Annotated in this window: 24 protein-coding genes and 1 tRNA gene; 19 read left to right on the plus strand and 6 right to left on the minus strand. The window is 64.3% G+C overall.

The window, feature by feature from the left end:
- The first annotated feature begins 20 nt into the window (after positions 1–20).
- The gene (locus IF809_RS17455; RefSeq protein ID WP_453994276.1) at positions 21–1,484 is read left to right on the plus strand and encodes a trehalose-6-phosphate synthase; all 1,464 of its coding nucleotides are present in this window, start codon (positions 21–23) and stop codon (positions 1,482–1,484) included.
- Between the two features lie 32 nt (positions 1,485–1,516).
- Here IF809_RS17455 and IF809_RS17460 read toward each other — a convergent pair whose 3' ends face one another.
- Entirely contained in the window at positions 1,517–1,858 is a 342-nt protein-coding gene (locus IF809_RS17460) for a hypothetical protein (protein WP_462838101.1), read from the minus strand.
- A 195-nt stretch (positions 1,859–2,053) separates the two neighbouring features.
- On the opposite strand from IF809_RS17460, the gene IF809_RS17465 reads away from it, so the two are divergent.
- Positions 2,054–2,143: transfer RNA gene (locus IF809_RS17465), tRNA-Ser, on the plus strand.
- Between the two features lie 49 nt (positions 2,144–2,192).
- On the opposite strand, the gene IF809_RS17470 is transcribed toward IF809_RS17465, so the two are convergent.
- The 3 genes from IF809_RS17470 to IF809_RS17480 form a co-directional block, all read right to left on the minus strand.
- Positions 2,193–3,272: a YeeE/YedE family protein gene (locus IF809_RS17470; protein ID WP_453981447.1), complete on the minus strand. Its 1,080-nt coding sequence runs from the start codon at positions 3,270–3,272 to the stop codon at positions 2,193–2,195.
- Positions 3,273–3,344: 72 nt separating this feature from the next.
- Complete coding sequence (locus IF809_RS17475) at positions 3,345–3,695, minus strand: ArsR/SmtB family transcription factor (RefSeq protein WP_028137430.1); 351 nt, start codon at positions 3,693–3,695, stop codon at positions 3,345–3,347.
- 30 nt (positions 3,696–3,725) lie between these two features.
- Entirely contained in the window at positions 3,726–4,097 is a 372-nt protein-coding gene (locus IF809_RS17480) for a thioredoxin (RefSeq protein ID WP_462838080.1), read from the minus strand.
- Between the two features lie 76 nt (positions 4,098–4,173).
- Between IF809_RS17480 and IF809_RS17485 the strand changes: the two genes are divergently transcribed.
- Positions 4,174–4,905, plus strand: a complete 732-nt coding sequence (locus IF809_RS17485) for a cytochrome c biogenesis CcdA family protein (protein ID WP_462838081.1) — start codon at positions 4,174–4,176, stop codon at positions 4,903–4,905.
- 1 nt (position 4,906) lies between these two features.
- Here the strand turns inward: IF809_RS17485 and IF809_RS17490 are convergent, their stop codons facing one another.
- Positions 4,907–5,626 carry a hypothetical protein gene (locus IF809_RS17490; protein WP_164938398.1) on the minus strand — a complete coding sequence of 240 codons (720 nt, stop codon included), beginning with the start codon at positions 5,624–5,626 and terminating at the stop codon, positions 4,907–4,909.
- Positions 5,627–5,713: 87 nt separating this feature from the next.
- Here IF809_RS17490 and IF809_RS17495 point away from each other — a divergent pair, with 87 nt between their 5' ends.
- The 14 genes from IF809_RS17495 to IF809_RS17560 all read left to right on the plus strand — a co-directional run bounded on the left by IF809_RS17495 (position 5,714) and on the right by IF809_RS17560 (position 16,435).
- Positions 5,714–6,295, plus strand: a complete 582-nt coding sequence (locus IF809_RS17495) for a SoxW family protein (protein ID WP_462838082.1) — start codon at positions 5,714–5,716, stop codon at positions 6,293–6,295.
- Positions 6,296–6,424: 129 nt separating this feature from the next.
- Positions 6,425–6,868 (plus strand): sulfur oxidation c-type cytochrome SoxX, encoded by a 444-nt coding sequence (gene soxX, locus IF809_RS17500; protein ID WP_462838083.1) that lies wholly within the window; start codon positions 6,425–6,427, stop codon positions 6,866–6,868.
- An 18-nt stretch (positions 6,869–6,886) separates the two neighbouring features.
- On the plus strand, positions 6,887–7,339 hold the full coding sequence (gene soxY / locus IF809_RS17505) for a thiosulfate oxidation carrier protein SoxY (RefSeq protein WP_453994292.1): 453 nt from the start codon (positions 6,887–6,889) through the stop codon (positions 7,337–7,339).
- Between the two features lie 18 nt (positions 7,340–7,357).
- On the plus strand, positions 7,358–7,684 hold the full coding sequence (gene soxZ / locus IF809_RS17510; RefSeq protein WP_453981454.1) for a thiosulfate oxidation carrier complex protein SoxZ: 327 nt from the start codon (positions 7,358–7,360) through the stop codon (positions 7,682–7,684).
- 28 nt (positions 7,685–7,712) lie between these two features.
- Positions 7,713–8,534 carry a sulfur oxidation c-type cytochrome SoxA gene (soxA, locus tag IF809_RS17515; RefSeq protein WP_462838084.1) on the plus strand — a complete coding sequence of 274 codons (822 nt, stop codon included), beginning with the start codon at positions 7,713–7,715 and terminating at the stop codon, positions 8,532–8,534.
- 27 nt (positions 8,535–8,561) lie between these two features.
- Positions 8,562–10,253 (plus strand): thiosulfohydrolase SoxB, encoded by a 1,692-nt coding sequence (gene soxB / locus IF809_RS17520; RefSeq protein WP_462838085.1) that lies wholly within the window; start codon positions 8,562–8,564, stop codon positions 10,251–10,253.
- A 6-nt stretch (positions 10,254–10,259) separates the two neighbouring features.
- Positions 10,260–11,531 carry a sulfite dehydrogenase gene (soxC, locus tag IF809_RS17525; RefSeq protein WP_128963521.1) on the plus strand — a complete coding sequence of 424 codons (1,272 nt, stop codon included), beginning with the start codon at positions 10,260–10,262 and terminating at the stop codon, positions 11,529–11,531.
- A complete protein-coding gene (locus tag IF809_RS17530; protein WP_164938399.1) occupies positions 11,515–12,207 on the plus strand; it encodes a c-type cytochrome in 693 nt (230 codons plus the stop codon). Before soxC ends, IF809_RS17530 begins: the two co-directional genes overlap by 17 nt.
- 50 nt (positions 12,208–12,257) lie before the next feature.
- Positions 12,258–12,665, plus strand: coding sequence for a DsrE family protein (locus IF809_RS17535; protein WP_462838102.1), 408 nt, complete (start codon positions 12,258–12,260; stop codon positions 12,663–12,665).
- 15 nt (positions 12,666–12,680) lie between these two features.
- Positions 12,681–13,586 carry an alpha/beta hydrolase gene (locus IF809_RS17540; RefSeq protein WP_462838086.1) on the plus strand — a complete coding sequence of 302 codons (906 nt, stop codon included), beginning with the start codon at positions 12,681–12,683 and terminating at the stop codon, positions 13,584–13,586.
- An 8-nt stretch (positions 13,587–13,594) separates the two neighbouring features.
- Positions 13,595–14,038 carry a DsrE family protein gene (locus IF809_RS17545; RefSeq protein ID WP_128963525.1) on the plus strand — a complete coding sequence of 148 codons (444 nt, stop codon included), beginning with the start codon at positions 13,595–13,597 and terminating at the stop codon, positions 14,036–14,038.
- 85 nt (positions 14,039–14,123) lie between these two features.
- Positions 14,124–15,224 (plus strand): YeeE/YedE family protein, encoded by a 1,101-nt coding sequence (locus IF809_RS17550; RefSeq protein ID WP_462838087.1) that lies wholly within the window; start codon positions 14,124–14,126, stop codon positions 15,222–15,224.
- A 93-nt stretch (positions 15,225–15,317) separates the two neighbouring features.
- Positions 15,318–15,869, plus strand: coding sequence for a YeeE/YedE thiosulfate transporter family protein (locus tag IF809_RS17555; protein WP_128963527.1), 552 nt, complete (start codon positions 15,318–15,320; stop codon positions 15,867–15,869).
- Between the two features lie 14 nt (positions 15,870–15,883).
- Complete coding sequence (locus tag IF809_RS17560) at positions 15,884–16,435, plus strand: YeeE/YedE thiosulfate transporter family protein (RefSeq protein WP_453981463.1); 552 nt, start codon at positions 15,884–15,886, stop codon at positions 16,433–16,435.
- Between the two features lie 37 nt (positions 16,436–16,472).
- On the opposite strand, the gene IF809_RS17565 is transcribed toward IF809_RS17560, so the two are convergent.
- Positions 16,473–16,790, minus strand: a complete 318-nt coding sequence (locus tag IF809_RS17565; RefSeq protein WP_128969113.1) for an ArsR/SmtB family transcription factor — start codon at positions 16,788–16,790, stop codon at positions 16,473–16,475.
- A gap of 127 nt (positions 16,791–16,917) precedes the next feature.
- Here IF809_RS17565 and dusA point away from each other — a divergent pair, with 127 nt between their 5' ends.
- Positions 16,918–17,931: a tRNA dihydrouridine(20/20a) synthase DusA gene (gene dusA, locus IF809_RS17570; RefSeq protein WP_462838103.1), complete on the plus strand. Its 1,014-nt coding sequence runs from the start codon at positions 16,918–16,920 to the stop codon at positions 17,929–17,931.
- A 119-nt stretch (positions 17,932–18,050) separates the two neighbouring features.
- The gene (locus IF809_RS17575) at positions 18,051–19,616 is read left to right on the plus strand and encodes an amidase family protein (protein WP_462838088.1); all 1,566 of its coding nucleotides are present in this window, start codon (positions 18,051–18,053) and stop codon (positions 19,614–19,616) included.
- The last annotated feature ends 128 nt before the right edge of the window (positions 19,617–19,744 follow it).

A 19,744-nucleotide genomic window follows, 5' to 3' on the forward strand; every position in this document is an offset into this window, starting at 1 on the left:
TGAACAGGAGGGGACGACCTGTGAACTTAGTTGTCGTTTCAAATCGAGTTGCGCGCGGTAAACCCAACGAGCCCATGACGGGCGGTCTGGCTGCGGCCTTGCTTCCCGTCGTGGAGCATTCCGGTGCCATCTGGGTGGGTTCCTCCGGCCGCGTTCGAGACGGCCATCAGAAGGAGCCGTTCGCCGAGATCGAGGCGCTGGGATCAGGCGCGATTGCGACGCTGGATCTGCCGGCGGCGCATTACGGCGGCTATTACGAAGGCTTTGCCAATTCGGCGCTGTGGCCGGCGCTGCATTCGCGCAGCGATTTGATCCGCGTCTCCCGCGAGGACTATGTCAGCTACCGAGAAGTCAACGCGTTCATGGCGCGCGCCTTGATGCGCTTCCGAAAGGTCAAGACCGCGTTCTGGGTGCAGGACTATCATTTCCTCGCGCTTGGTGCGGAGCTGCGCGATCTCGGCGTCGATGATCCCATCGGCTTCTTCCTGCATACGCCCTGGCCGGTTGCGGCGGTGATGCAGGGCGTGCCCAATCATCGTGAGCTGATCACGGCGATGCTGGCGTATGATCTGCTCGGTTTCCAGACCGAGGCGGATTGTCAGAATTTCCTCGGCTATGCCGGCGGTGAGCTCGGCCTCGTCATCGAGGACGGCGTCGTGCTCTCGCAGCACGGTCGCACGCGCTGCGAAGTGTTTCCGATCGGCATCGACGCAGAAAAGTTTGCAGCCTATGCGGCGAAGTCGGCCTCGCATCCCGATGTGTCACGCCTGCGCCGCAGCCTGAACGGCGAGCGGCTCGCGATCGGCGTGGACCGGCTCGACTATTCCAAGGGCCTCGTCAATCGCATCAGCGCGTTCGATCGGCTCTGGACGGACCAGCCGCAGTTTGCGCGCAGCATCTCGCTGCTGCAGATCGCCAACCCGTCGCGCGGCGGAATCGAAGCCTATGGCAATCTCCAGAATGAGGTCGCCCGCCTCGTCACTGACGTCAACGGGCGCCATGGCGAAGTCGATTGGACGCCGATCCGCTATCTCAACAAGGGCTTCAGCCAGGCCGTGCTCGCCGGCCTCTACCGTACCGCGCAGATCGGCGTGGTGACGCCGCTGCACGACGGCATGAACCTTGTCGCCAAGGAATACGTTGCCGCGCAGAATCCGGCCGATCCGGGCGTGCTGGTGCTGTCGAAGTTCGCCGGCGCCGCCAACGAGCTCGACACTGCGCTCCTGGTCAATCCGCATGACGTCGACGGCATGGCCCGCGCGATTGCCGTCGCTGCCGCGATGCCGCTCACCGAGCGCAAGATGCGATGGGAGGCAATGATGAAGACCCTGCGCGGCCATACCATCCAGCAATGGTCGTCGGATTTCGTCGCCGAGCTGGAGAAGTGCCGCACGGAGAAGGTTGCCGCCGCCCCGCTCGCCGCGCAGCCGCCGCAAGCGTTGCGCTGGCTGAAGTCGGCGATCTCAGGTGTCCGGTTGATCTAGCCTCTCCCGGTTCCTGCGGGGAGAGGCGAGCCTCAATAGCAGTACGACACACCCTCCAGAATCGCGCATTTCCGCTTGTTCGGGGCGTTCGGATTGTCCATCGGCACCATGCCCTTGCCTTGACCGACGAATACGCCGGGCCCGACATGCACGGAGCTCTTGTTGCCGATGATCACGCTCTGGTGCGGCGTTGAGCTGGAGTGGGTGCCGTCCGGCCAGAGAATGGCATCGCCTGAAAGCACCCCGCGCCGCCCGTCGTCGCAGGTTACATCGACGCCCTGGCGCGTGCAGGCCTGGGCCTGAGCGGGCGCCGCAAAGCCGGAGCCAAGGGCCGAAATCAGGCTGAGCGCGGCGATGGTCTTACGGATGGTCATGGCGTCCCCGGTCATGTCTGGCGTCCTCAGGTGAATCGTCGCGCCAAACCTGCCATCGGTTCAGCCTGCGAGCGTTCCGACCAGATCCATCTCGCGACATATTCTGTTGTAAATACAATATGTTGCGGAAAATTTACCCGATTTGTCCGCGATCCCTTGCAAAATCACCGGCGCCCCTTCAAGAGAGTGCGCTCCGGAGAGATGGCCGAGTGGCTTAAGGCGCACGCTTGGAAAGCGTGTGTGCGGGAAACCGTACCGTGGGTTCGAATCCCACTCTCTCCGCCACGGCTCTAGGTGTCCAGCCGCAGTCCAGTGCTGAAGCGACAATCTTCCTCTACGTCGAGACGCCGAATAGCTTGCGCACTGCCGGCAGCCATTCGCCAGTCATGGTGAACTCGAGCCCGATTCGAGCGCCGCAGGCAATCGCCAGCATGGTCATCGGCGCCGAAACGGCGAGCGTCGAGAAAGCGGTCAAGCCCTGGCCGATGGTGCATCCCATCGACATCACCCCTCCGAAGCCCATCAGAAGCGCGCCGGTCATGTGACGCTTCAATTCGCGCGCGTCGTCGCAGGCTTCCCAGCGAAAGCCGCGCGCGATCATCGCCGTGGCAAAAGAGCCCGCCACGACACCGGCAACGGAGCCTATGCCGAAATTCAGCCGCGCCCCCGAGAAGGTGGCGATGTAGAGGATGGTGTCGCCGAGCGGCGCGACGAAAGTGAGGGAGGAGACGCGGGTGGGATCGAATTCGTCGTCGGCCAGCCACCCCGTCGCGAACCAGCCGAATGCGACCGCGCCGCCGACTGCGAGGCCCGAGGCGAAAAGCCGAGGCGACCGGATCAGCCGGCCGTCTGCAACGGCCCAGACGGCAAGCGCAACGCCGATCGATACGACAAGGAGTGCACGCGTCGCGCTGCCCGCGCCCAGGAGCGACGTCAAGGTTTGGTTGGTGCCTTCCGCCAGCTGCAGCGACAACGGTTCGATCAGCATCACGCGCAGCATCCCCGTGATGCCTCGCATGGTCGCGAGCGCAGAGAGGCCGAGCACGAGAAAGACCACGATGGCTCGCAAGTCGCCGCCGCCGACGCGAACCAGCGTGCCGAAACCGCAGGTGCCGACCAGGGCCATACCGATGCCGAACATCAGCCCGCCGATGATCGCGCCGCCGAGTCCGATCGACGACGTCAAATAGATCGACCGCGACAGATCGACGACGCCGAATTCAGCAAGAGCCTGGGTCGCAAGCAGCGCCACGGCCGCGGCCAGCGCAAAGGACTTCAGCCGGCGCAAATCCGACCCGAAAAACGCGTCCTCCAGCATCGCCAATGTGCAAAATCGCCCTGCGCGGCCGGCGACACCGAGCACGGCCCCGGCGGCAAGCCCGCATGCGAATGCTATGGTCGACGGATTCAGCATTCCTCCCGGAGATGTTTGCTCTTCGCTTCGGGTAGTCTGCGCCGGAAGGCCACCGAAAGCCAGCGCGGAGAATTACCGGCGCCGGCGGCGCACCGGCTCGCAGAACACGTCGTAGACAGCAGTCAAAATCTTGCGGACGTCCTCGCTGGCGAGGCTGTAGTAGATCGTCTTGCCGTCGCGGCGCGTGGTGACGAGCCGGTCGAGCCGGAGGCGCGCGAGCTGCTGGGAGACGGTCGACTGCCGCTCGCCGAGGAACTGCTCGAGCTCGGTCACCGACTTCTCGCCCTCGGCGAGGATGCAAAGCAGCAGCAACCGGGATTCATGCGACAGCGCCTTCAGCATGTCGCTCGCCTCGCGCGCCTTCTCGATCATCTGCTCGAGTTCGGCGGATCCCTCGATCTCCTTCAGCTTTGGCAACGGCATCGCGTCAATTTCCCTAACGACATCCTTTGGTCACGACCTGCCGGGCGTCGATCCGGAACTGGTCAGGATCCGGTTCAGCAGGCCGAAGAAGAAGGCATCCCCCGGATAGCCGCGGATGCGGCCGATCTCCCGGCCCTCTTGTAGCACGACGAAGCTCGGCGTGAAGGCACCCGGATCGATCCCGGAGAGATCGGCGGGCAGGGGACGGTTGAGGTCGACACGGCGCAGCGGCGCGGCCTGACCCTCCTCCGTCCTGCCGTAGATCGGCGCGATCTCGGCGTCGAAGCGCGCGCACCACACGCAGCCGGCTCGTTCGAACATGACGAGTTCGGCGGCGTGCGACCGCGCCGCGGGCAGCGCGAGCATTATAACGATCACGAGCAATCCGACGATGCGGCTCATCCTGCGTAATGGACCTTCTGGACTTTCCTAGCTCTTTATATCATTAAATTCGTATATGTGCTAGGGATGGATGCAAATGAACTTGGACGTCACGCTTGGTGCGGCCTTTGTGGCAGGCCTGTTGTCGTTTCTGTCGCCCTGCATCCTGCCGCTCGTTCCGCCGTTCCTCTGCTACATGGCCGGCGTCTCCGTCACGGATCTCTCGGATGGTCGGCCCGAACTGCGGCCGCGCATCCTGGCTTCGGCGCTTGCCTTCGTGGCCGGCTTTTCCCTGGTTTTCGCCGCGCTGGGCTCGACGGCATCGATTGCGGGACATTTCGTCTCTGCTCATCTTTCGACACTCGGTATCGTCGCAGGCGTCCTGATCGTCGTGATGGGCCTGCATTTTCTCGGCGTGCTCAGGATTCCGCTGCTCTATCGCAGCGCCACGCTGCAGATCGAGAGCCGGCCGGCCGGCGTTGCGGGCGCCTTCGTCATGGGGCTGGCGTTCGCGTTCGGCTGGACGCCCTGCGCCGGGCCCATCCTCGCCGCAGTCCTGCTCATGGCGGGGTCCGAGGACACCACCGCGAGAGGGGCTCTCTTGCTGCTTGCCTATTCGGTCGGCACTGGCATTCCCTTTCTTGTCGCCGCCGCCTTCACCGGCCGCTTCATCGGAGCGCTCGGCCGCGTGCGCCGGCATTTGGGCATGATCGAGAGGACAATGGGCGCCTTTCTGGTCGCGACGGGATTGATGTTCCTGACCGGGCTCATGCCTATGGTCTCGGAATGGCTGCTGGAGCATTTCCCGGCGCTGACCAGCATCGGTTGATCTAGCCGAAACGGAAATCCAGCAGTTGAGCGTAAGATTGCAGCTCGATCAGATAACGATGCACGAGCGGTCCGTCACCCGCCATCGCCGCATGAGCGATCTCGCTGCTGCTGGCGATCGCGCCGTCGATCAGCCGCCGGAACTCGTTTCTCTCAGCGATGTCCGCCCGCGCCCAATCGTTGCAACGCTGCAGACGATCGCGCAGTACACCTGCCGCGGCGACGGTATCCCCGGCGTGTGCAGGTGCGGGCTGCTCGCCGAACCGAGTGGCTGCGATGCGCAACTTTTCCATGGCGGGCGCGATCTCGAAGACGCAGTCGCCGAGATCGTAGAGGCCGGACTGGCGTCGAAGCTGATGGAATGATTGGCGGAGCAGTTGCAGCTCGCGGCCGGCGGCGACATTGTCTCCGCTGTCCAGTGCGTGCGCGACGGCTCCAAGCCGCTCGCCGCCCCGGCTGAGAAATTCCGTCAGGGGTGCCGCCGTGTGAGGCGACGGGAAACTCGATGCATTTGTCTCGAGCCGCTTCCAGGCTGTCACCGCCTCCTCGGTCTCCATCTGCGCCAATGCGGTGTTTCCGGTTCGCGCGTAGCTCGCGGCCGTGCGCAGATTGGCCATGACAGGCTCCATCGCCGACGCGAAATCCTTCGCGCCGTCGCTCTCGGCGCCCAACGCGAGCGTGCTCCAGGCCAGCAACGCCAAAAGCGCGATGATGCAGCGCAAGATCGGAAATCCTTGTCATATTCCTGTATTCGAATATCATAATAAATCTGGCGCAACTCGCAACATCCTCGAAGGCTGAAATTCCCGATGTCTCTCAGCAGGTCGACGCGTCGTGGTTTTCTGGCATTGGCCTCTAGCGCCGCCCTGGCCGCGGGCCGCGGTGTGGCCGTGGCCGAGCCCGCGCTGGGAGATGACGGCCTCTATCACGAGCCCTGGTTCCTGCAGAGCTTCCTCGACCTGCGCGAGGACCTCGAGAGCGCTGCCGCCAACGGCAAGCGCCTCGTCATCATGTGGGAGCTGCGCGGTTGTCCCTATTGCCGCGAAACGCATCTGGTGAATTTCGCCGATGCCGGCATTGCGAACTACATCCGCGACAATTTCGAAGTGCTCCAGCTCAACCTGATCGGGTCCCGTAAGGTTACGGATTTCGATCGTCAGGAGCTGTCCGAGAAGGACCTTGCCCAGAAATACGGGATCAGGTTCACCCCGACGTTCCAATTCTTTCCGCCGTCGCCCAGCGGCATCGAGGCGAAGGATTCGATGGCGCGGGAAGTCGCGCGAGCGCCCGGCTACCTGAAGCCGCAGCATTTTCTGGCGATGTTCCGTTTCGTGCGGGAGCGCGCCTATGAGCGCGGCTCGTTCAAGGATTTCCTCGCCGCCAGCGGCTAGTCCAGCGTGGCCTGCAGATTTATCTTGACGACATCGAATACATCAACATATCATAATAAATGAATGTGACGGGTCGTTGGGTCCGTCGTCAACGAGGCGGGCGTCACCTCGCCATCAAGGGTAGGAAACATGCGGCGCTCGCTTGCTGCTGCGTTTGCTTTATGTCTGATGGCCGGAAGCGCGTACGCGCAGGAGCCGATCAAGCTCGACGTCGTCAACGATTCCCTGCCGAAATCCCTGACCGGTTCGCCCGGCAATGCCGACGCCGGCAGGAAGGTGTTCCTGACCCGCACGCTCGGCAATTGCCTCGCCTGCCACCAGGTCACCAGCCTGAAATCCGAGGAATTCCACGGCGAGTTTGGTCCGTCGCTCGACGGCGTCGCCGGCCGCTACAGCGAGGCGCAACTGCGCCTCATCGTCGCCGACCCCAAGCGCATCTTCACCGATACGGTCATGCCGGCGTTCTTCAAGAACGACGGCTTGAGCCGGGTGCGCCCGGAGTTCGTCGGCAAATCCATTCTGACGGCCTCGCAGGTCGAGGATGTCATCGCTTTTCTCAAGACGCTGAACTGACGGCGAGGAGGATCAGGAATGAAAGCCATCAATCGACGGCAGGCATTTGCGCTCGGGGGCGGCTTCGTCATGCTGACCCTGATGCCCATGGCGGCCGATGCCGAAGTGACGAACGATGCGGCGAAGTGGATCGAGAAGTTCACCGGCGGCAAGACGCCTGCCAAGGGCAAGATCTCGCTCGATCTGCCCGAGATCGCGGAGAACGGCAACACTGTGCCGCTGTCGATCAACATCGAGAGCCCGATGACCGCGGAGTCCTACGTCAAGGACGTCATGATCATCGCGGACGGCAACCCGAATGCGGGCGTCGCGACGCTGTCGTTCACGCCGCTGTCGGGCAAGGCGGAAGCATCGATCCGCATCCGGCTCGCGACCACGCAGAACGTGGTGGCGATCGCGAAGATGAGCGACGGATCGCTGTTCACGGAGCAGAAGACCGTGAAGGTCACCATCGGCGGCTGCGGCGGCTAAGGGCTCAGGAGAGAGAAGATGGCAGACAAACCGCGCATCAAGCTTCCGAAGGAAGCGGCCAAGGGCGAGGTCATCCAGATCAAGACCCTGGTTTCGCACGTCATGGAATCCGGCCAGCGCAAGGACGCGCAGGGCAAGACCATTCCGCGCAAGATCATCAACAAGTTCGCCTGCGAGTTCAACGGCAAACCCGTTTTCTCCTGCGCGCTGGAGCCGGCGATCTCGGCCAATCCCTACATCCAGTTCGATGCCAAGGTGGACGAGGCCGGGACGTTCAAGTTCTCCTGGACCGACGACGACGGCACGGTGATCGCAGCCGAAGAGAAGATTGCGCTCAAGGCCTGATGCGCGCGGCGCTTCGAGGGAGGGACGGATGCTGCAACGATATGTTGGGCTCGCTGCCGCGGCCGTCGTGTTCGCGTCGGTCGCGACCTGCGCCTCCGCGCAGGAAGCCGAACGCAAGGGCATCCCGGCGCCGCCCGGGCACGTGTTCAAGACCATCATCTCCGGCTACGAATTCCGCAGTAAGGAGACCCGTGCGCTACAGGACGACGACCTCGAAAATCCGGGCTTTCTGGCCGTCGAGCGAGCCGCCGACGTCTGGAAGAAAGCCGAGGGTAGTGAGGGCAAGTCCTGCATGAGCTGCCATGGCGAGGCCGAGACCAGCATGAAGGGCGTCGGCGCCGCCATGCCGAAATGGGACGACAAGCTGAAGAAGCCGGTCAATCTCGAACAGCGCATCAACATCTGCCGCACCGAGCACATGAAGGCGGAGCCCTGGAAATTCAAATCCCAGGAACTGACCGACATGACGACGTTCGTGCGCTATCAGTCGCACGGCATGCCGGTGACGGTGAAGGCCGTCGGCCCGATGTCGCCATGGTTCGAGCGCGGCAAGCAGATCTACTACACGCGGTTCGGCCAGCTCGATCTCGCCTGCGCCTCCTGTCACGAGCGCAACAACGGCAAGTTCATGCGCGCGGATTTTCTAAGCCAGGGCCAGACCAACGGCTTTCCGACCTACCGGCTGCGCGACCAGCGCCTGGTGCCGCTGCACGAGCGGTTTGAGGGTTGCATGTTCGACGTGCGCGCCGAGCCGTTCAAGCCCTTGTCGGACGAGTTCCTTGCGCTCGAGCTCTACGTCGCCTGGCGGGGGATCGGATTGCCGGTCGAGACCCCCTCAGTGCGCAACTGAAGCGATGAGCTTGCAGGAGTATTTCGCATGATCTCACGGCGCGAATTCATCCAGGTGGCTGCGGCAACGGCGGCACTCTCGGCCGGTGTCGGCTCCGGCCTGGCCCGGGCGGTTGCCCAGCAGCGCCTGACCGAGAAGGAATTGCTGGCGTTCGAGCCGCTCGGCAACGTCACGCTGGTGCATGTGACCGACATTCACGGTCAGCTCATGCCGCTCTATTTCCGCGAACCGTCGACCAATCTCGGCGTCGGCGAAGCGAAGGGGCTGCCGCCGCACGTCACCGGAAAGGAATTCCTCGCGCGCTTCGGTATCGCCCCGGGCTCGTCGGCGGCCTACGCCCTGACGTCGGAGGATTTCGAGGCGCTGGCCAAGAGCTACGGCCGGATCGGCGGTCTCGATCGTGCCGCCACCGTGATCAAGGCGATCCGCGCCGAGCGCGGCGACAAGGTCGCGCTGCTCGACGGCGGGGATACCTGGCAGGGTTCGTGGTCATCGCTGAAGACGCGCGGCCAGGACATGATCGACTGCATGGCGCTGCTCAAGCCCGACGCCATGACCGGCCATTGGGAGTTCACTTACGGCACCGAGCGCGTCAAGCAGGCGATCGAGGGACTCGGCTTCCCGTTTCTCGGCCTCAACATCCGCGACACCGAATGGAACGAGGCGGCGTTCGATGCCTCGACCATGATCGAGCGCGGGGGCGTCAAGATCGCGGTGCTCGGCCAGGCCTTCCCCTATACGCCGGTCGCCAATCCGCGCTGGATGATTCCGAACTGGTCGTTTGGCGTGCGCGAGGAGGATGTCCAGGCGCAGGTCGACAAGGCTCGCAAGAGCGGCGCGCAGCTCGTCGTGCTGCTCTCGCACAATGGCTTCGACGTCGATCGCAAGCTCGCAAACCGGGTCAAGGGCATCGATGTCATCCTGACCGGTCACACCCATGACGCGCTGCCGGAGGCGGTCAAGGTCGGTAAGACCCTGCTGATCGCATCGGGCTCGTCCGGCAAGTTCGTCTCGCGGCTCGATCTCGACGTCCGCGACGGCGAGGTCAAGGCTTTCCGGTACAAGCTCATTCCGCTGTTTTCCGACGTGATCAGGGCGGATGCGGAGATGGCGGCCAAGATCGCCGAGGTGCGCAAGCCCTTCGCGTCGGAGCTGTCAAAGGTGCTCGGCAAGACGGAGTCGCTGCTGTACCGGCGCGGCAATTTCAACGGCACGTTCGATGATCTGATCTGCCAGGCGCTGATGCAGGAGCGGGATGCCGAGATCGCGCTGTCGCCGGGCTTCCGCTGGGGCACCAGCGTGCTGCCGGGCCAGGACATCACCTTCGAGGACGTCACCAACGCAACCGCGATCACCTATCCCGCAGTCTACCGCATGGGCATGACGGGTGCGCGATTGAAGGAGATCGTCGAGGACGTCGCCGACAATCTCTTCAACGTCGATCCCTATTATCAGCAGGGCGGCGACATGGTGCGGATCGGCGGCCTGTCCTATGCGATCGATGTCACGAAGCCGCAAGGCAGCCGCATCTCGGACATGCAGATGCTCAAGACCGGCGCGCCGATCGACCCCGCCAGGGAATATCAGGTCGCCGGCTGGGCCAGCGTCAACGAAGGAACGGAAGGGCCGCCAATCTGGGAGGTCGTCGGCAATTATCTGACCCGACAGAAGGTGGTTCGCCTCGAACCCAACAGAGCCGTCAAAGTCACCGGAGCGTAAGAAGCGATGTCGAAGATGGACAGTCCCCGGCAATCCCGTCGCAACTTCCTGGCCGCTGGGGCCGGTGTTGCCGCATCGGTGCTCGCCAAGCCCGCTCTTGCCGGCGCCGGCAATCCGGCCAACCAGCCCCCCAATGTCCCCGAATGGACCAAGGCACTCGGCGAAGGCGTCGCCGTGCGCCCCTATGGCAAGCCCTCGAAGTTCGAGAAGGACGTCGTCCGGCGCGACGTCGAATGGCTGACCGCCTCGCGCGAATCCTCGGTGAGCTTCACCCCGCTGCATGAGCTCGAAGGCATCATCACCCCGAACGGGCTCTGCTTCGAGCGGCACCACGGCGGGATCGCCGAGATCGATCCGGCCGATCATCGCCTGATGATCCACGGGATGGTCGAGCGTCCGCTGATTTTGACGCTGGAGGAGCTGAAGCGCTATCCGCGCGTCAACCGCATCCACTTCATGGAGTGCGCGGCGAATTCGGGCATGGAGTGGCGCGGCGCGCAGCTCAATGGCTGCCAGTTCACCCACGGCATGATCCACTGCGTGCAGTACACCGGCGTGTCGCTGCGCACGCTGCTGGAAGAGGCCGGCGTCAAGACCAACGGCAAGTGGCTGCTGGTCGAGGGCGCCGATGCGGCGGCGATGGATCGCAGCCTGCCGATCGAGAAGGCGCTCGACGACTGCATCATCGCCTACAAAATGAATGGCGAGGCGCTCTATCCCGAGCAGGGCTACCCGATGCGGCTCGTGGTGCCGGGCTGGCAGGGCAATCTCTGGGTCAAGTGGCTGCGCCGCATCAAGGTCGGCGACCAGCCCTGGCATACCCGCGAGGAGACGTCGAAATACACGGACCTGCTGCCGAACGGCAAGGCACGCCGGTTCACCTGGTCGATGGACGCCAAGTCGGTGATCACGAACCCCAGCCCGCAGGCGCCGATCAAGCACGGCAAGGGCTTCACCATCGTGTCGGGTCTCGCCTGGAGCGGCAACGGCAAGGTGAAGCGCGTCGACGTGTCGCTCGACGGCGGCCGCAACTGGTGGCCGGCGCGGATCGATGGTCCCGTGCTCGACAAGGCGCTGACGCGCTTCTACTACGAGTTCGACTGGAACGGCGAGCCGCTGCTGCTGCAATCGCGTGTGCAGGACGAAACCGGATACGTGCAGCCGAGCAAGGCCGAGCTGCGCAAGATTCGCGGCGTCAACTCCATCTATCACAACAATGGCATCCAGACCTGGCACGTGCAGGCCAATGGTGAGGTCGAGAATGTCGAAGTCGCTTAAGTTCATTGCAGCTGCGCTGCTCGCTTGCGGGCTGAGCGCGCCGGCGCTCGCGCAACAGAAGGCGGACGCCAAGGGCGGGCCGCGCTACAACATCGGGCGCGCACCGACCGCGGACGAGATCCGCGGCTGGGATATCGACGTGCGGCCCGACGGCCAGGGCCTGCCGGAGGGCAAGGGCACAGTTGCGCAGGGCGAAAAACTGTTCATGGACAATTGCTCGACCTGCCATGGCGAGTTCGGCGAGGGCAACGGCCGCTGGCCGGTGCTGGCCGGCGGCAAGGGCTCGCTGACCTCAGACAATCCGGTCAAGACGGTGGGCTCGTACTGGCCCTATGCGTCCACCGTGTTCGACTACGTCCGTCACGCCATGCCCTACGGCAATGCGGAGTCGTTTTCCGTCAACGAATACTACGCGCTGGTCGCCTACGTCTTGTACCTGAACGACGTCGTCGCCGACCAGAATTTCGAGTTGACCAACAAGAACCTTGCCACGATCAAGATGCCGAACGAGCAAGGCTTTGTGATGGACGACCGCGCCACCAGCGAGAAGTCCTTCTGGCAGAAGGACCCTTGCATGAAGGATTGCGTCGCGCCGGTGAAGATCACCGGGCGCGCCGCCGTTATCGACGTGACGCCTGAAGACGGCAAGGATGGGAAGCCAAGAGGCGTGGAGTGAGGATCGAAGCAAGCCGCCGTACGGCACTATGCGCGGCGTTTGCCGCCGGCTTGCTCATCGCAACCTTTCCGGCTTCGTCCCGGGCGGCCGAGCCGCACCGGCTCGCGCTGCAGATCAGCGACGACGACCCGGTCAAGATGCGCGCGGTCCTCGATGTTGCGGCCAACGTCTCGCGGCACTATTCGGGGCAGGGCGAGGACGTCGAGATCGTGGTCGTCGCTTTCAATGGCGGCCTCGACATGCTCCTCGATGACCGCTCGCCGGTGAAGGAGCGCCTGTTGAATTTTCTGAAATCGATGCCCAATGTGAGTTTCGTCGCCTGCGGCAACACGCTGGAGACACTGGCGGCGAAGGAGGGCACGCGACCGCCGCTGATCGAGGGCATCAGCGTCACCCAGGTCGGGGTTGCCGCGCTGATGAATCTGGCGGAAAAGAACTGGACGATCGTCCGTCCCTGAGGAGGGGGCCCGCCGATGCGATGGTTGATGGGAATGGCTGTGTTGCTCGCGCTGGCGGTGCCTGCCGGCGCCACCGAGCAGGAGCTCGAACTGTCGATCAACGGCCGGACGGCACTCGCGACGCTGCGCACGCCAGCGTCGATGGGACCCGACACGCCGCTCATCGTGATGACCCACGGCACGCTCGCCCACAAGGACATGGAAGTCATCCAGGGCGTTGCCAAGGCGCTGGAACAGCGCGGCATCGCCTCGCTCGCCCATACGCTGTCGCTTGGGCTCGACCGGCGCAAGGGAATGTATGACTGCGCCGTGCGGCACGACTACGTCGCTGCCGAGGCGGATGCGGAGATCGCTGCCTGGGTGAACAGGGCCAAGGGGATGTCGCGGCTCGTCTTCACGTTCGGCCATTCTCGCGGCGGCAACCAGGTTGCGCGCTATCTCGCGGCGGGCGAAGCCCCGTCGGTGGTTGGCGCGGTGCTCCTGGCGCCGGTCACCGCAAAGGCGGAGGGCGATTTGCGCGCCTCCTATGCGCGGACTTATGGTAAGCCGCTCGAGCCGTTGCTGGAGCAGGCAACGAAGGCCGTCGCAGCGGGCCGCGGCGGAGAATGGATGGACGTGCCCGGCTTCATCTATTGCCGCAACGCCGTGGTGACCGCGCGCGCCTTCACGTCCTTCTATGCCGCCGATCCCAGCCAGGACACCGCAGCGCTGGTGTCGCGCATGAAGCTGCCGGTGCTGGTGCTCGCCGCCACCAAGGATACGGTCGTTCCCGATGTGATTGCGTCCTTCGCTCCGCTTGCCGATTCGAGCGGCGGCCGGGTACAACTCGACAAGATCGACGGTGCCGATCATTTCTTCCGCGACCTCTTCGCGGAAGACGTCGCCGATCGCATCGCTGAATTCATCAAGCAGACACGATAGGAGGGACCATGCAGCGCCGATCCATGCTTCGCGCCAGCCTTGCCGGACTATTTGGCGCTCTTGGCATGCGCGAGGCGTCTGCAGCGACGGAAACGCCCGCGCGGCAGCGCGTCGTCTACCACCTCGCCGACGCCGACCGTGTCGTCTTCGTTCTGGGTAACCTCCAGAATCATGTCGACGGCGTCGGTGGACCGGGCAAGGCCGACATCAGGCTCGTCGTGCATGGGCCGGCGCTGCGCGCCTTTCACGCGCTCGCCGCCGAGGATCACACCGTTGCGATGATGACAAAGCTCGTCGATGCCGGCGTCGGATTTGATGCCTGCGCCAACACGATGAAGGCGCAGGGCGTCAAGCTCGACGACCTCACGCCCGGCTTCGTGGTGGCCGAGAAGGGCGGCGTGGTGCGGCTCGCCGAGCTGCAGCAGCAGGGATATGCCTATCTCCGCCCCTGACGCCGTCCGAGAGTTGATTTGGCTCATAGGGCGCCGCCGTGGTGGGCGGTAGACTGGCAGACCTTTAGGGACTACCGAGGCGGCCGTGCTGACGACACTCATCGATTTCGTGGGGGAAGACCTGTCGTCATGGCTGAGCGGCCTCCTGGTCGGCGGCCTGTTCGGATTCTTCGCCCAGCGCAGCCGCTTCTGCCTGCGCGCCGCTGCCGTCGAATTCTCCCGCGGTGAGGGCGGACCGCGCCTGGCGGTCTGGCTCCTGACTTTTGCCGCGGCGCTCGTGGGCACACAGGCGCTGGTTGCGGTCGGTTGGCTCGACGTGTCCGAGGCGCGCCAGCTCGCGCAGCAGGGCAGCATCTCGGGCGCGCTGGTCGGCGGCGTGATGTTCGGCTGCGGCATGATCCTCGCTCGCGGCTGCGCCAGCCGGCTGCTCGTGCTCTCGGCCAACGGCAATCTCAGGGCGCTCCTGTCGGGTCTGGTGTTCGCGGTCACTGCGCAGGCTTCGTATCGCGGCCTGTTGTCACCGGCGCGCGAGTGGGTGACCAATCTCTGGTTGGTCGATGGCGGCCCGTCGCGCGATATCATGGCGGTGTTCGGCGGTGGCACGCTCGAGAAGCTCGCCTTTGGCGGACTATGGCTGTTCGCGGGGCTCGTCTTCGCTTTTCGCAGTCAGTTGCGGCGCCGGCTGATCCTCGCCGCGCTGGCCACTGGCCTGGCCGTCGTCGCCGGCTGGTTCTTCACCTATCAACTCGCGCAGGCTTCCTTCGCCCCGGTGCCGCTGAAGAGTCTCACCTTCAGCGGCCCGTCGGCCGAATTGCTGATGCTGGTCCTGAACAGCTCGCAACTCCGGCTCGGCTTCGATCTCGGCATCATTCCCGGCGTGTTCCTCGGCTCGTTCGTTGCCGCGACAAGCGCGCATGAGCTGAAACTGGAAGGATTTTCGGACGGGCTGGGCATGCGCCGCTATCTGCTCGGCGCGGTGCTGATGGGATTTGGCGCCATGCTTGCGGGCGGCTGCGCGGTCGGCGCGGGGGTGACCGGTGCCTCGGTGTTCGCGCTGACCGCCTGGATCGTGCTCGGCGGGATGTGGTTGGGGGCGGGCCTCACCGATCTGCTCGTCGACCGCGGCGGCATGCCGCAGCCGCAGCAGGCGAGTCCGACCGCCTCGAGTGCTGACGCCGTACTTTAGAATTTACTAAATTACAATTTTTGAATATGATTTTCGTTGCCGGTCGATCGTGCCGTGAGAGCGCGGCGCGGGCCGCTGTCGGGGAAAACGCACATGACCACCATGACGGAAAGCTATGTTCGCGAAGCTCCGCGTACCGCGCGGATCGACTGGTCGCCCTATCTCGTCGGCGCCGGTATCGGACTTCTGAGCTGGATCGCTTTTGCGGTGTTCGGCGATCCGCTGGGCGTTACCACCGCCTATTCGCGCATCGCTTCACTGTTCGCAGCCCCGGTCATTGGCCCGGAGGCGGTTGCCCAGAACTCCTACTGGAAGAGCATGCCGCTGAAGTGGGACTACGGCGTCTGGTTCCTCGTAGGCCTTCCCGCAGGGGCGTTCATTGCCGCGGTGATGTCGGGCACGTGGCGGCTGGAGCTCGTGCCGGAGGTCTGGAAGGAGCGGTTCGGACCATCGATCGCCAAGCGCTTTGTCGGCGCATTCCTCGGTGGCGCCGTGATCATGTACGGCGCACGCCTCGCCGGCGGCTGCACCAGCGGACACGGCATCTCCGGCGGGTTGCAGCTCGCGGTGTCGAGCTGGCTGTTCCTCGCAGTGATGTTCGCCACCGGGCTCGGTATTTCCGCGCTCATGTTCCGCAAGCGCTGAGAGGAGAAACAGAGATGACCGCTATGATGACGATCCTCGGCCCGCTCGTGATGGGCGCAGCCTTCGGCTTCCTGCTGCAGCGTGGCAAGGTGACGAGCTGCAACGTGATCGAGAATCAGTTTCGTCTGCGCGACTTCACCGTGCTGAAGGTGATGGGCACCGCGATCGTGGTCGGCGGCATCGGCGTGCTGCTGCTCGTCGATACCGGCAACACGAAGTACTACGTCAAGGATGCCAATTTGCTGGCGGTCGCGCTTGGTGCCGCGCTGTTCGGCGTCGGCATGGTGGTCTACGGCTACTGTCCGGGAACGGCGCTTGGTGCCATCGCAACCGGCAGTGTCCATGCCCTGGTCGGTGCGCTCGGTATGATCGCCGGCGCAATCCTCTATGCGCTGAGCTTCGACTGGTTGAAGGCCCACGTGCTCAATGTCTGGGCATTGGGCAAGGTTCGCCTTCCGGACGTGACGAACATCCCCGATATCGCCTGGTTCGCCGCGCTGGCAGTCGGCGCTGCGCTGTTCTTCTGGTGGGTCGAGTCCAGGGAAGCCAGGCAGACGCGCAGCTAGTTAGCTGAACGACGCCTCCCGCTCAGCGGGCGGAAGGCTATCGTTTGCGAGGTCCGCAGAACAGCCGGTGCAGGGTCGAAACCAGCTCTTCGACCCGACGGTCGGCGATGCGGTACCACACCGTTTGACTGTCGCGCCGGGCGGCGACGATACCCTCCGCCTTCAGTTTGGCGAGGTGTTGCGACAGTGCCGAGGCGGATAGGCCCACCTCCTCGGCGAGCGCCCCGGCATTTGCTTCGCCATATTCGACCAGCTTGCAGACGATGAGCAGGCGATGTTCGTTGGCGAACATGCGCATCAATGCGGCCACATCTCTGGCTTGTCGTTCCAGCGCGCGGGTGTTTGGTCTGCCCATGACGGCGTTCAACAGCACCCGCGTTGCGGTGTCAACGTGCCCACGCCGACCAGAAGGGCGAGGCGCGTGAGCGGCACGCCGGGTTGAATTTGGGTGGTCTGCGAGGTATCCCGGTGGCCGGAAACATATTTTCCTAGCTCAAAATCAGGCCGTAAGATTGCAAACCTTGCCGTATCGCTTTTCCGTGGCTCCGATGATGGATTGGACCGACCGGCATTGCCGGGTGTTCCACCGCCATCTGTCACGGCGGGCGCTGCTCTACACGGAAATGTTGACCACAGGGGCCATCATTCATGGCGACCGGGAGCGTCTGCTTGGGTTCGACGCGATCGAGCATCCGGTCGCGCTTCAGCTTGGCGGGTCGGATCCCGGTGAACTGGCGAAGGCGGCAAGGATCGGCGAAGAGTTCGGCTATGACGAGATCAACCTCAATGTCGGCTGTCCGTCCGATCGCGTGAAGGATGGCCGCTTCGGCGCGTGCCTGATGGCGGAGCCGGAACTCGTGGCGAGGTGCGTCGAGGCGATGAAGCGCGCGGTCGCCGTTCCCGTCACCGTCAAGTGCCGCATCGGCATCGATGCCCAGGACCCGGAAGTCGCGCTCGACACGCTCGCGCGCGCGGTGGTCGCCACCGGCTGCGATGTGCTGATCGTGCATGCCCGGAAAGCCTGGCTCAACGGGTTGTCGCCCAAGGAGAACCGCGACATCCCACCGCTGGACTATGACCGCGTCTATCGGCTCAAGCGCGCGATGCCGGACGTTCCGATCATCATCAACGGCGGCGTTCTGACGCTCGACGAGGCGCAAGCGCATCTTGCCCATGTCGACGGAGTCATGCTCGGTCGTGCCGCCTATCAGGAGCCGTGGCGGCTGCTGTCGGTCGATTCCGAGATTTTCGGTGAGGCGGCGCCGTGCGCCACGATGCAGGACGCGTTCGAGGCCATGATGCCCTATATCGAAGCGCAGCTTGCCCGCGGCACGCGGCTGCATGCCATCACGCGGCATTTCGTGGGTGCATTCCATGCTGTGCCGGGGGCGCGCGCGTTTCGTCGTCATCTTGCCGAGCACGGTACGCGGCCGGGGGCGGGAGTGAATGTCTTGAGAGATGCGATTGCCAAACTCGCACTCAGGCAGGCCGCCTAGCGCATCGCTTCTGATGGCGGTGCGGCAGCTACGCTGCGCCAGCGCGCCATGCAGAAACGCACCTGTACAGGGTCGCATGTCCTTCGTAACTTTCGCCGCTCAATTTCAGGAGAGGGGACGTGGCAAAGAAGGCGACGAAGAAGCAAAGCGTTTCGAAGAAGGTTGCGAAGACCTCGAGCAAGAAAGGCCCAGTCCGCAAGCGGGCTGCCGCCAAGGTGACAAAGAAGACCACGCCGCCGTCTCGTAAATCAGCCGTTGCACGCCGCCCCAGAGGTCCGGCCTGGCAATGGTCGGCAGTCGAAACTGCGGCGGCGATCCGCTCCGGCGCCATCTCTGCGGTGGAAACCGTCGAGGCGCATCTGGAGCGGATGCATGCCGTCAATCCGAGGCTGAATGCGGTCGTCGTCGATCTCGGCGAGGAAGCCCTGAAGGCGGCGCATGGGGCCGACAAGCAGCGCGCCCGAGGCGCCGAACTCGGTCTCCTCCACGGCGTCCCCATCACCATCAAGGAGAACGTCGACTACGAGGGCCGGCCCAATTTCAACGGCGTTCCCGCCAACAAGAATCTCATCGCGCCGTCGGATTCGCCCGTTGTCCGCAATCTGAAGAAGGCGGGTGCGATCGTCATCGGCCTCACTAACACGCCGGAATTCTCGTTCCGCGGCTTCACCGACAATCCGCTGCATGGGCTGACGCTCAATCCCTGGGATCCTGACATCACCTGCGGCGGCTCCTCGGGCGGCGCGGGTTCAGCCGTCGCCGCCGGCATCGGCACCATCGCGCATGGCAACGACATCGGAGGTTCGCTGCGCTGGCCGGCGCATTGTAATGGTGTTGCCACCATCAAGCCGACGCAGGGTCGTATTCCCGCTTTCAACGCAAGCGCAACGGCGGAGCGGCCGATGCTGGCACATCTGATGTCGGCGCAGGGACCGCTCGCCCGTCATGTCGCGGACGTTCGTCTGGCGCTCGAGGTGATGAGCCAGCGCGATCCCCGCGATCCCTGGTGGGTCCCGGCGCCCCTGACCGGACCGAAGCCGAAAGGGCCGATCAAGGTCGCGCTGGCCAAGATACCCGATGACATGGAAGTCGATCCGGCGGTCAGCGCGGCACTCCGCCAGGCCGCCGACCATCTGGAGCGATCCGGCTATCGCGTCAGCGAGGTCGAGGTGCCCGACGTCAACGGCGTCTGGCAGACCTGGTGCGACATCATCACCAACGAGACCATGGTGATGCAGGAGGCGGGCATGCTGAAGGTCACGTCCGAAGACTTCCACAAGGCGTGGGGCGGGATGAAGACCAAGGCCAATGTTCTCGACCTCAAGGCCTGGATGCAGGCGACGGCCGCTCGCAACGGCCATATCCGCGCCTGGCAAATGTTCTTCGAGGACTATCCGGTGGTGCTGGCGCCGACAACGGTGAAGCCGACACCGGGGCCGCGCGAGGACACCGTCAGCGCCGAGCGTGTGCAGGAAATCTTCTGGGGCGAAATCCGCTTCATCTCCGCGATCAACGTGCTGGGCCTGCCCGGCGCGGTGGTGCCGGTGGCCGTGCACGACGGCAAGCCGATCGGCGTGCAGCTCATCGCAGGCCGCTACCGTGAGGATATCGCACTGGACGCTGCCGCCGCGATCGAAAAGCGCGCTGGCGTACTGGCTCACCAGCTCTGGGAAATGATGGCTTGATCTGGCGTTCGAGGTCTCGCGCGTCGGCGCGATGCCTCTTACGATATCGTGGCCGGGAAGCCGGGTCCTCCGGCCTCCCGGTGATGCCAGTGCAATCGTAAATCCAAATTGACTTAGATTTTAGCCAA

This window comes from Bradyrhizobium sp. UFLA06-24 (assembly GCF_054967145.1).

Bases quoted from the DNA above. Each gene is read 5' to 3' on its own strand.
- IF809_RS17460 (WP_462838101.1), bottom strand. From the start codon at position 1,858: ATGACCATCCGTAAGACCATCGCCGCGCTCAGCCTGATTTCGGCCCTT.
- IF809_RS17470 (WP_453981447.1), bottom strand. From the start codon at position 3,272: ATGCTGAATCCGTCGACCATAGCATTCGCATGCGGGCTTGCCGCCGGG.
- IF809_RS17475 (WP_028137430.1), bottom strand. From the start codon at position 3,695: ATGCCGTTGCCAAAGCTGAAGGAGATCGAGGGATCCGCCGAACTCGAG.
- IF809_RS17480 (WP_462838080.1), bottom strand. From the start codon at position 4,097: ATGAGCCGCATCGTCGGATTGCTCGTGATCGTTATAATGCTCGCGCTG.
- IF809_RS17485 (WP_462838081.1), top strand. From the start codon at position 4,174: ATGAACTTGGACGTCACGCTTGGTGCGGCCTTTGTGGCAGGCCTGTTG.
- IF809_RS17495 (WP_462838082.1), top strand. From the start codon at position 5,714: ATGTCTCTCAGCAGGTCGACGCGTCGTGGTTTTCTGGCATTGGCCTCT.
- soxX (WP_462838083.1), top strand. From the start codon at position 6,425: ATGCGGCGCTCGCTTGCTGCTGCGTTTGCTTTATGTCTGATGGCCGGA.
- soxY (WP_453994292.1), top strand. From the start codon at position 6,887: ATGAAAGCCATCAATCGACGGCAGGCATTTGCGCTCGGGGGCGGCTTC.
- soxZ (WP_453981454.1), top strand. From the start codon at position 7,358: ATGGCAGACAAACCGCGCATCAAGCTTCCGAAGGAAGCGGCCAAGGGC.
- soxA (WP_462838084.1), top strand. From the start codon at position 7,713: ATGCTGCAACGATATGTTGGGCTCGCTGCCGCGGCCGTCGTGTTCGCG.
- soxB (WP_462838085.1), top strand. From the start codon at position 8,562: ATGATCTCACGGCGCGAATTCATCCAGGTGGCTGCGGCAACGGCGGCA.
- soxC (WP_128963521.1), top strand. From the start codon at position 10,260: ATGTCGAAGATGGACAGTCCCCGGCAATCCCGTCGCAACTTCCTGGCC.
- IF809_RS17530 (WP_164938399.1), top strand. From the start codon at position 11,515: ATGTCGAAGTCGCTTAAGTTCATTGCAGCTGCGCTGCTCGCTTGCGGG.
- IF809_RS17540 (WP_462838086.1), top strand. From the start codon at position 12,681: ATGCGATGGTTGATGGGAATGGCTGTGTTGCTCGCGCTGGCGGTGCCT.
- IF809_RS17545 (WP_128963525.1), top strand. From the start codon at position 13,595: ATGCAGCGCCGATCCATGCTTCGCGCCAGCCTTGCCGGACTATTTGGC.
- IF809_RS17555 (WP_128963527.1), top strand. From the start codon at position 15,318: ATGACCACCATGACGGAAAGCTATGTTCGCGAAGCTCCGCGTACCGCG.
- IF809_RS17560 (WP_453981463.1), top strand. From the start codon at position 15,884: ATGACCGCTATGATGACGATCCTCGGCCCGCTCGTGATGGGCGCAGCC.
- IF809_RS17565 (WP_128969113.1), bottom strand. From the start codon at position 16,790: ATGGGCAGACCAAACACCCGCGCGCTGGAACGACAAGCCAGAGATGTG.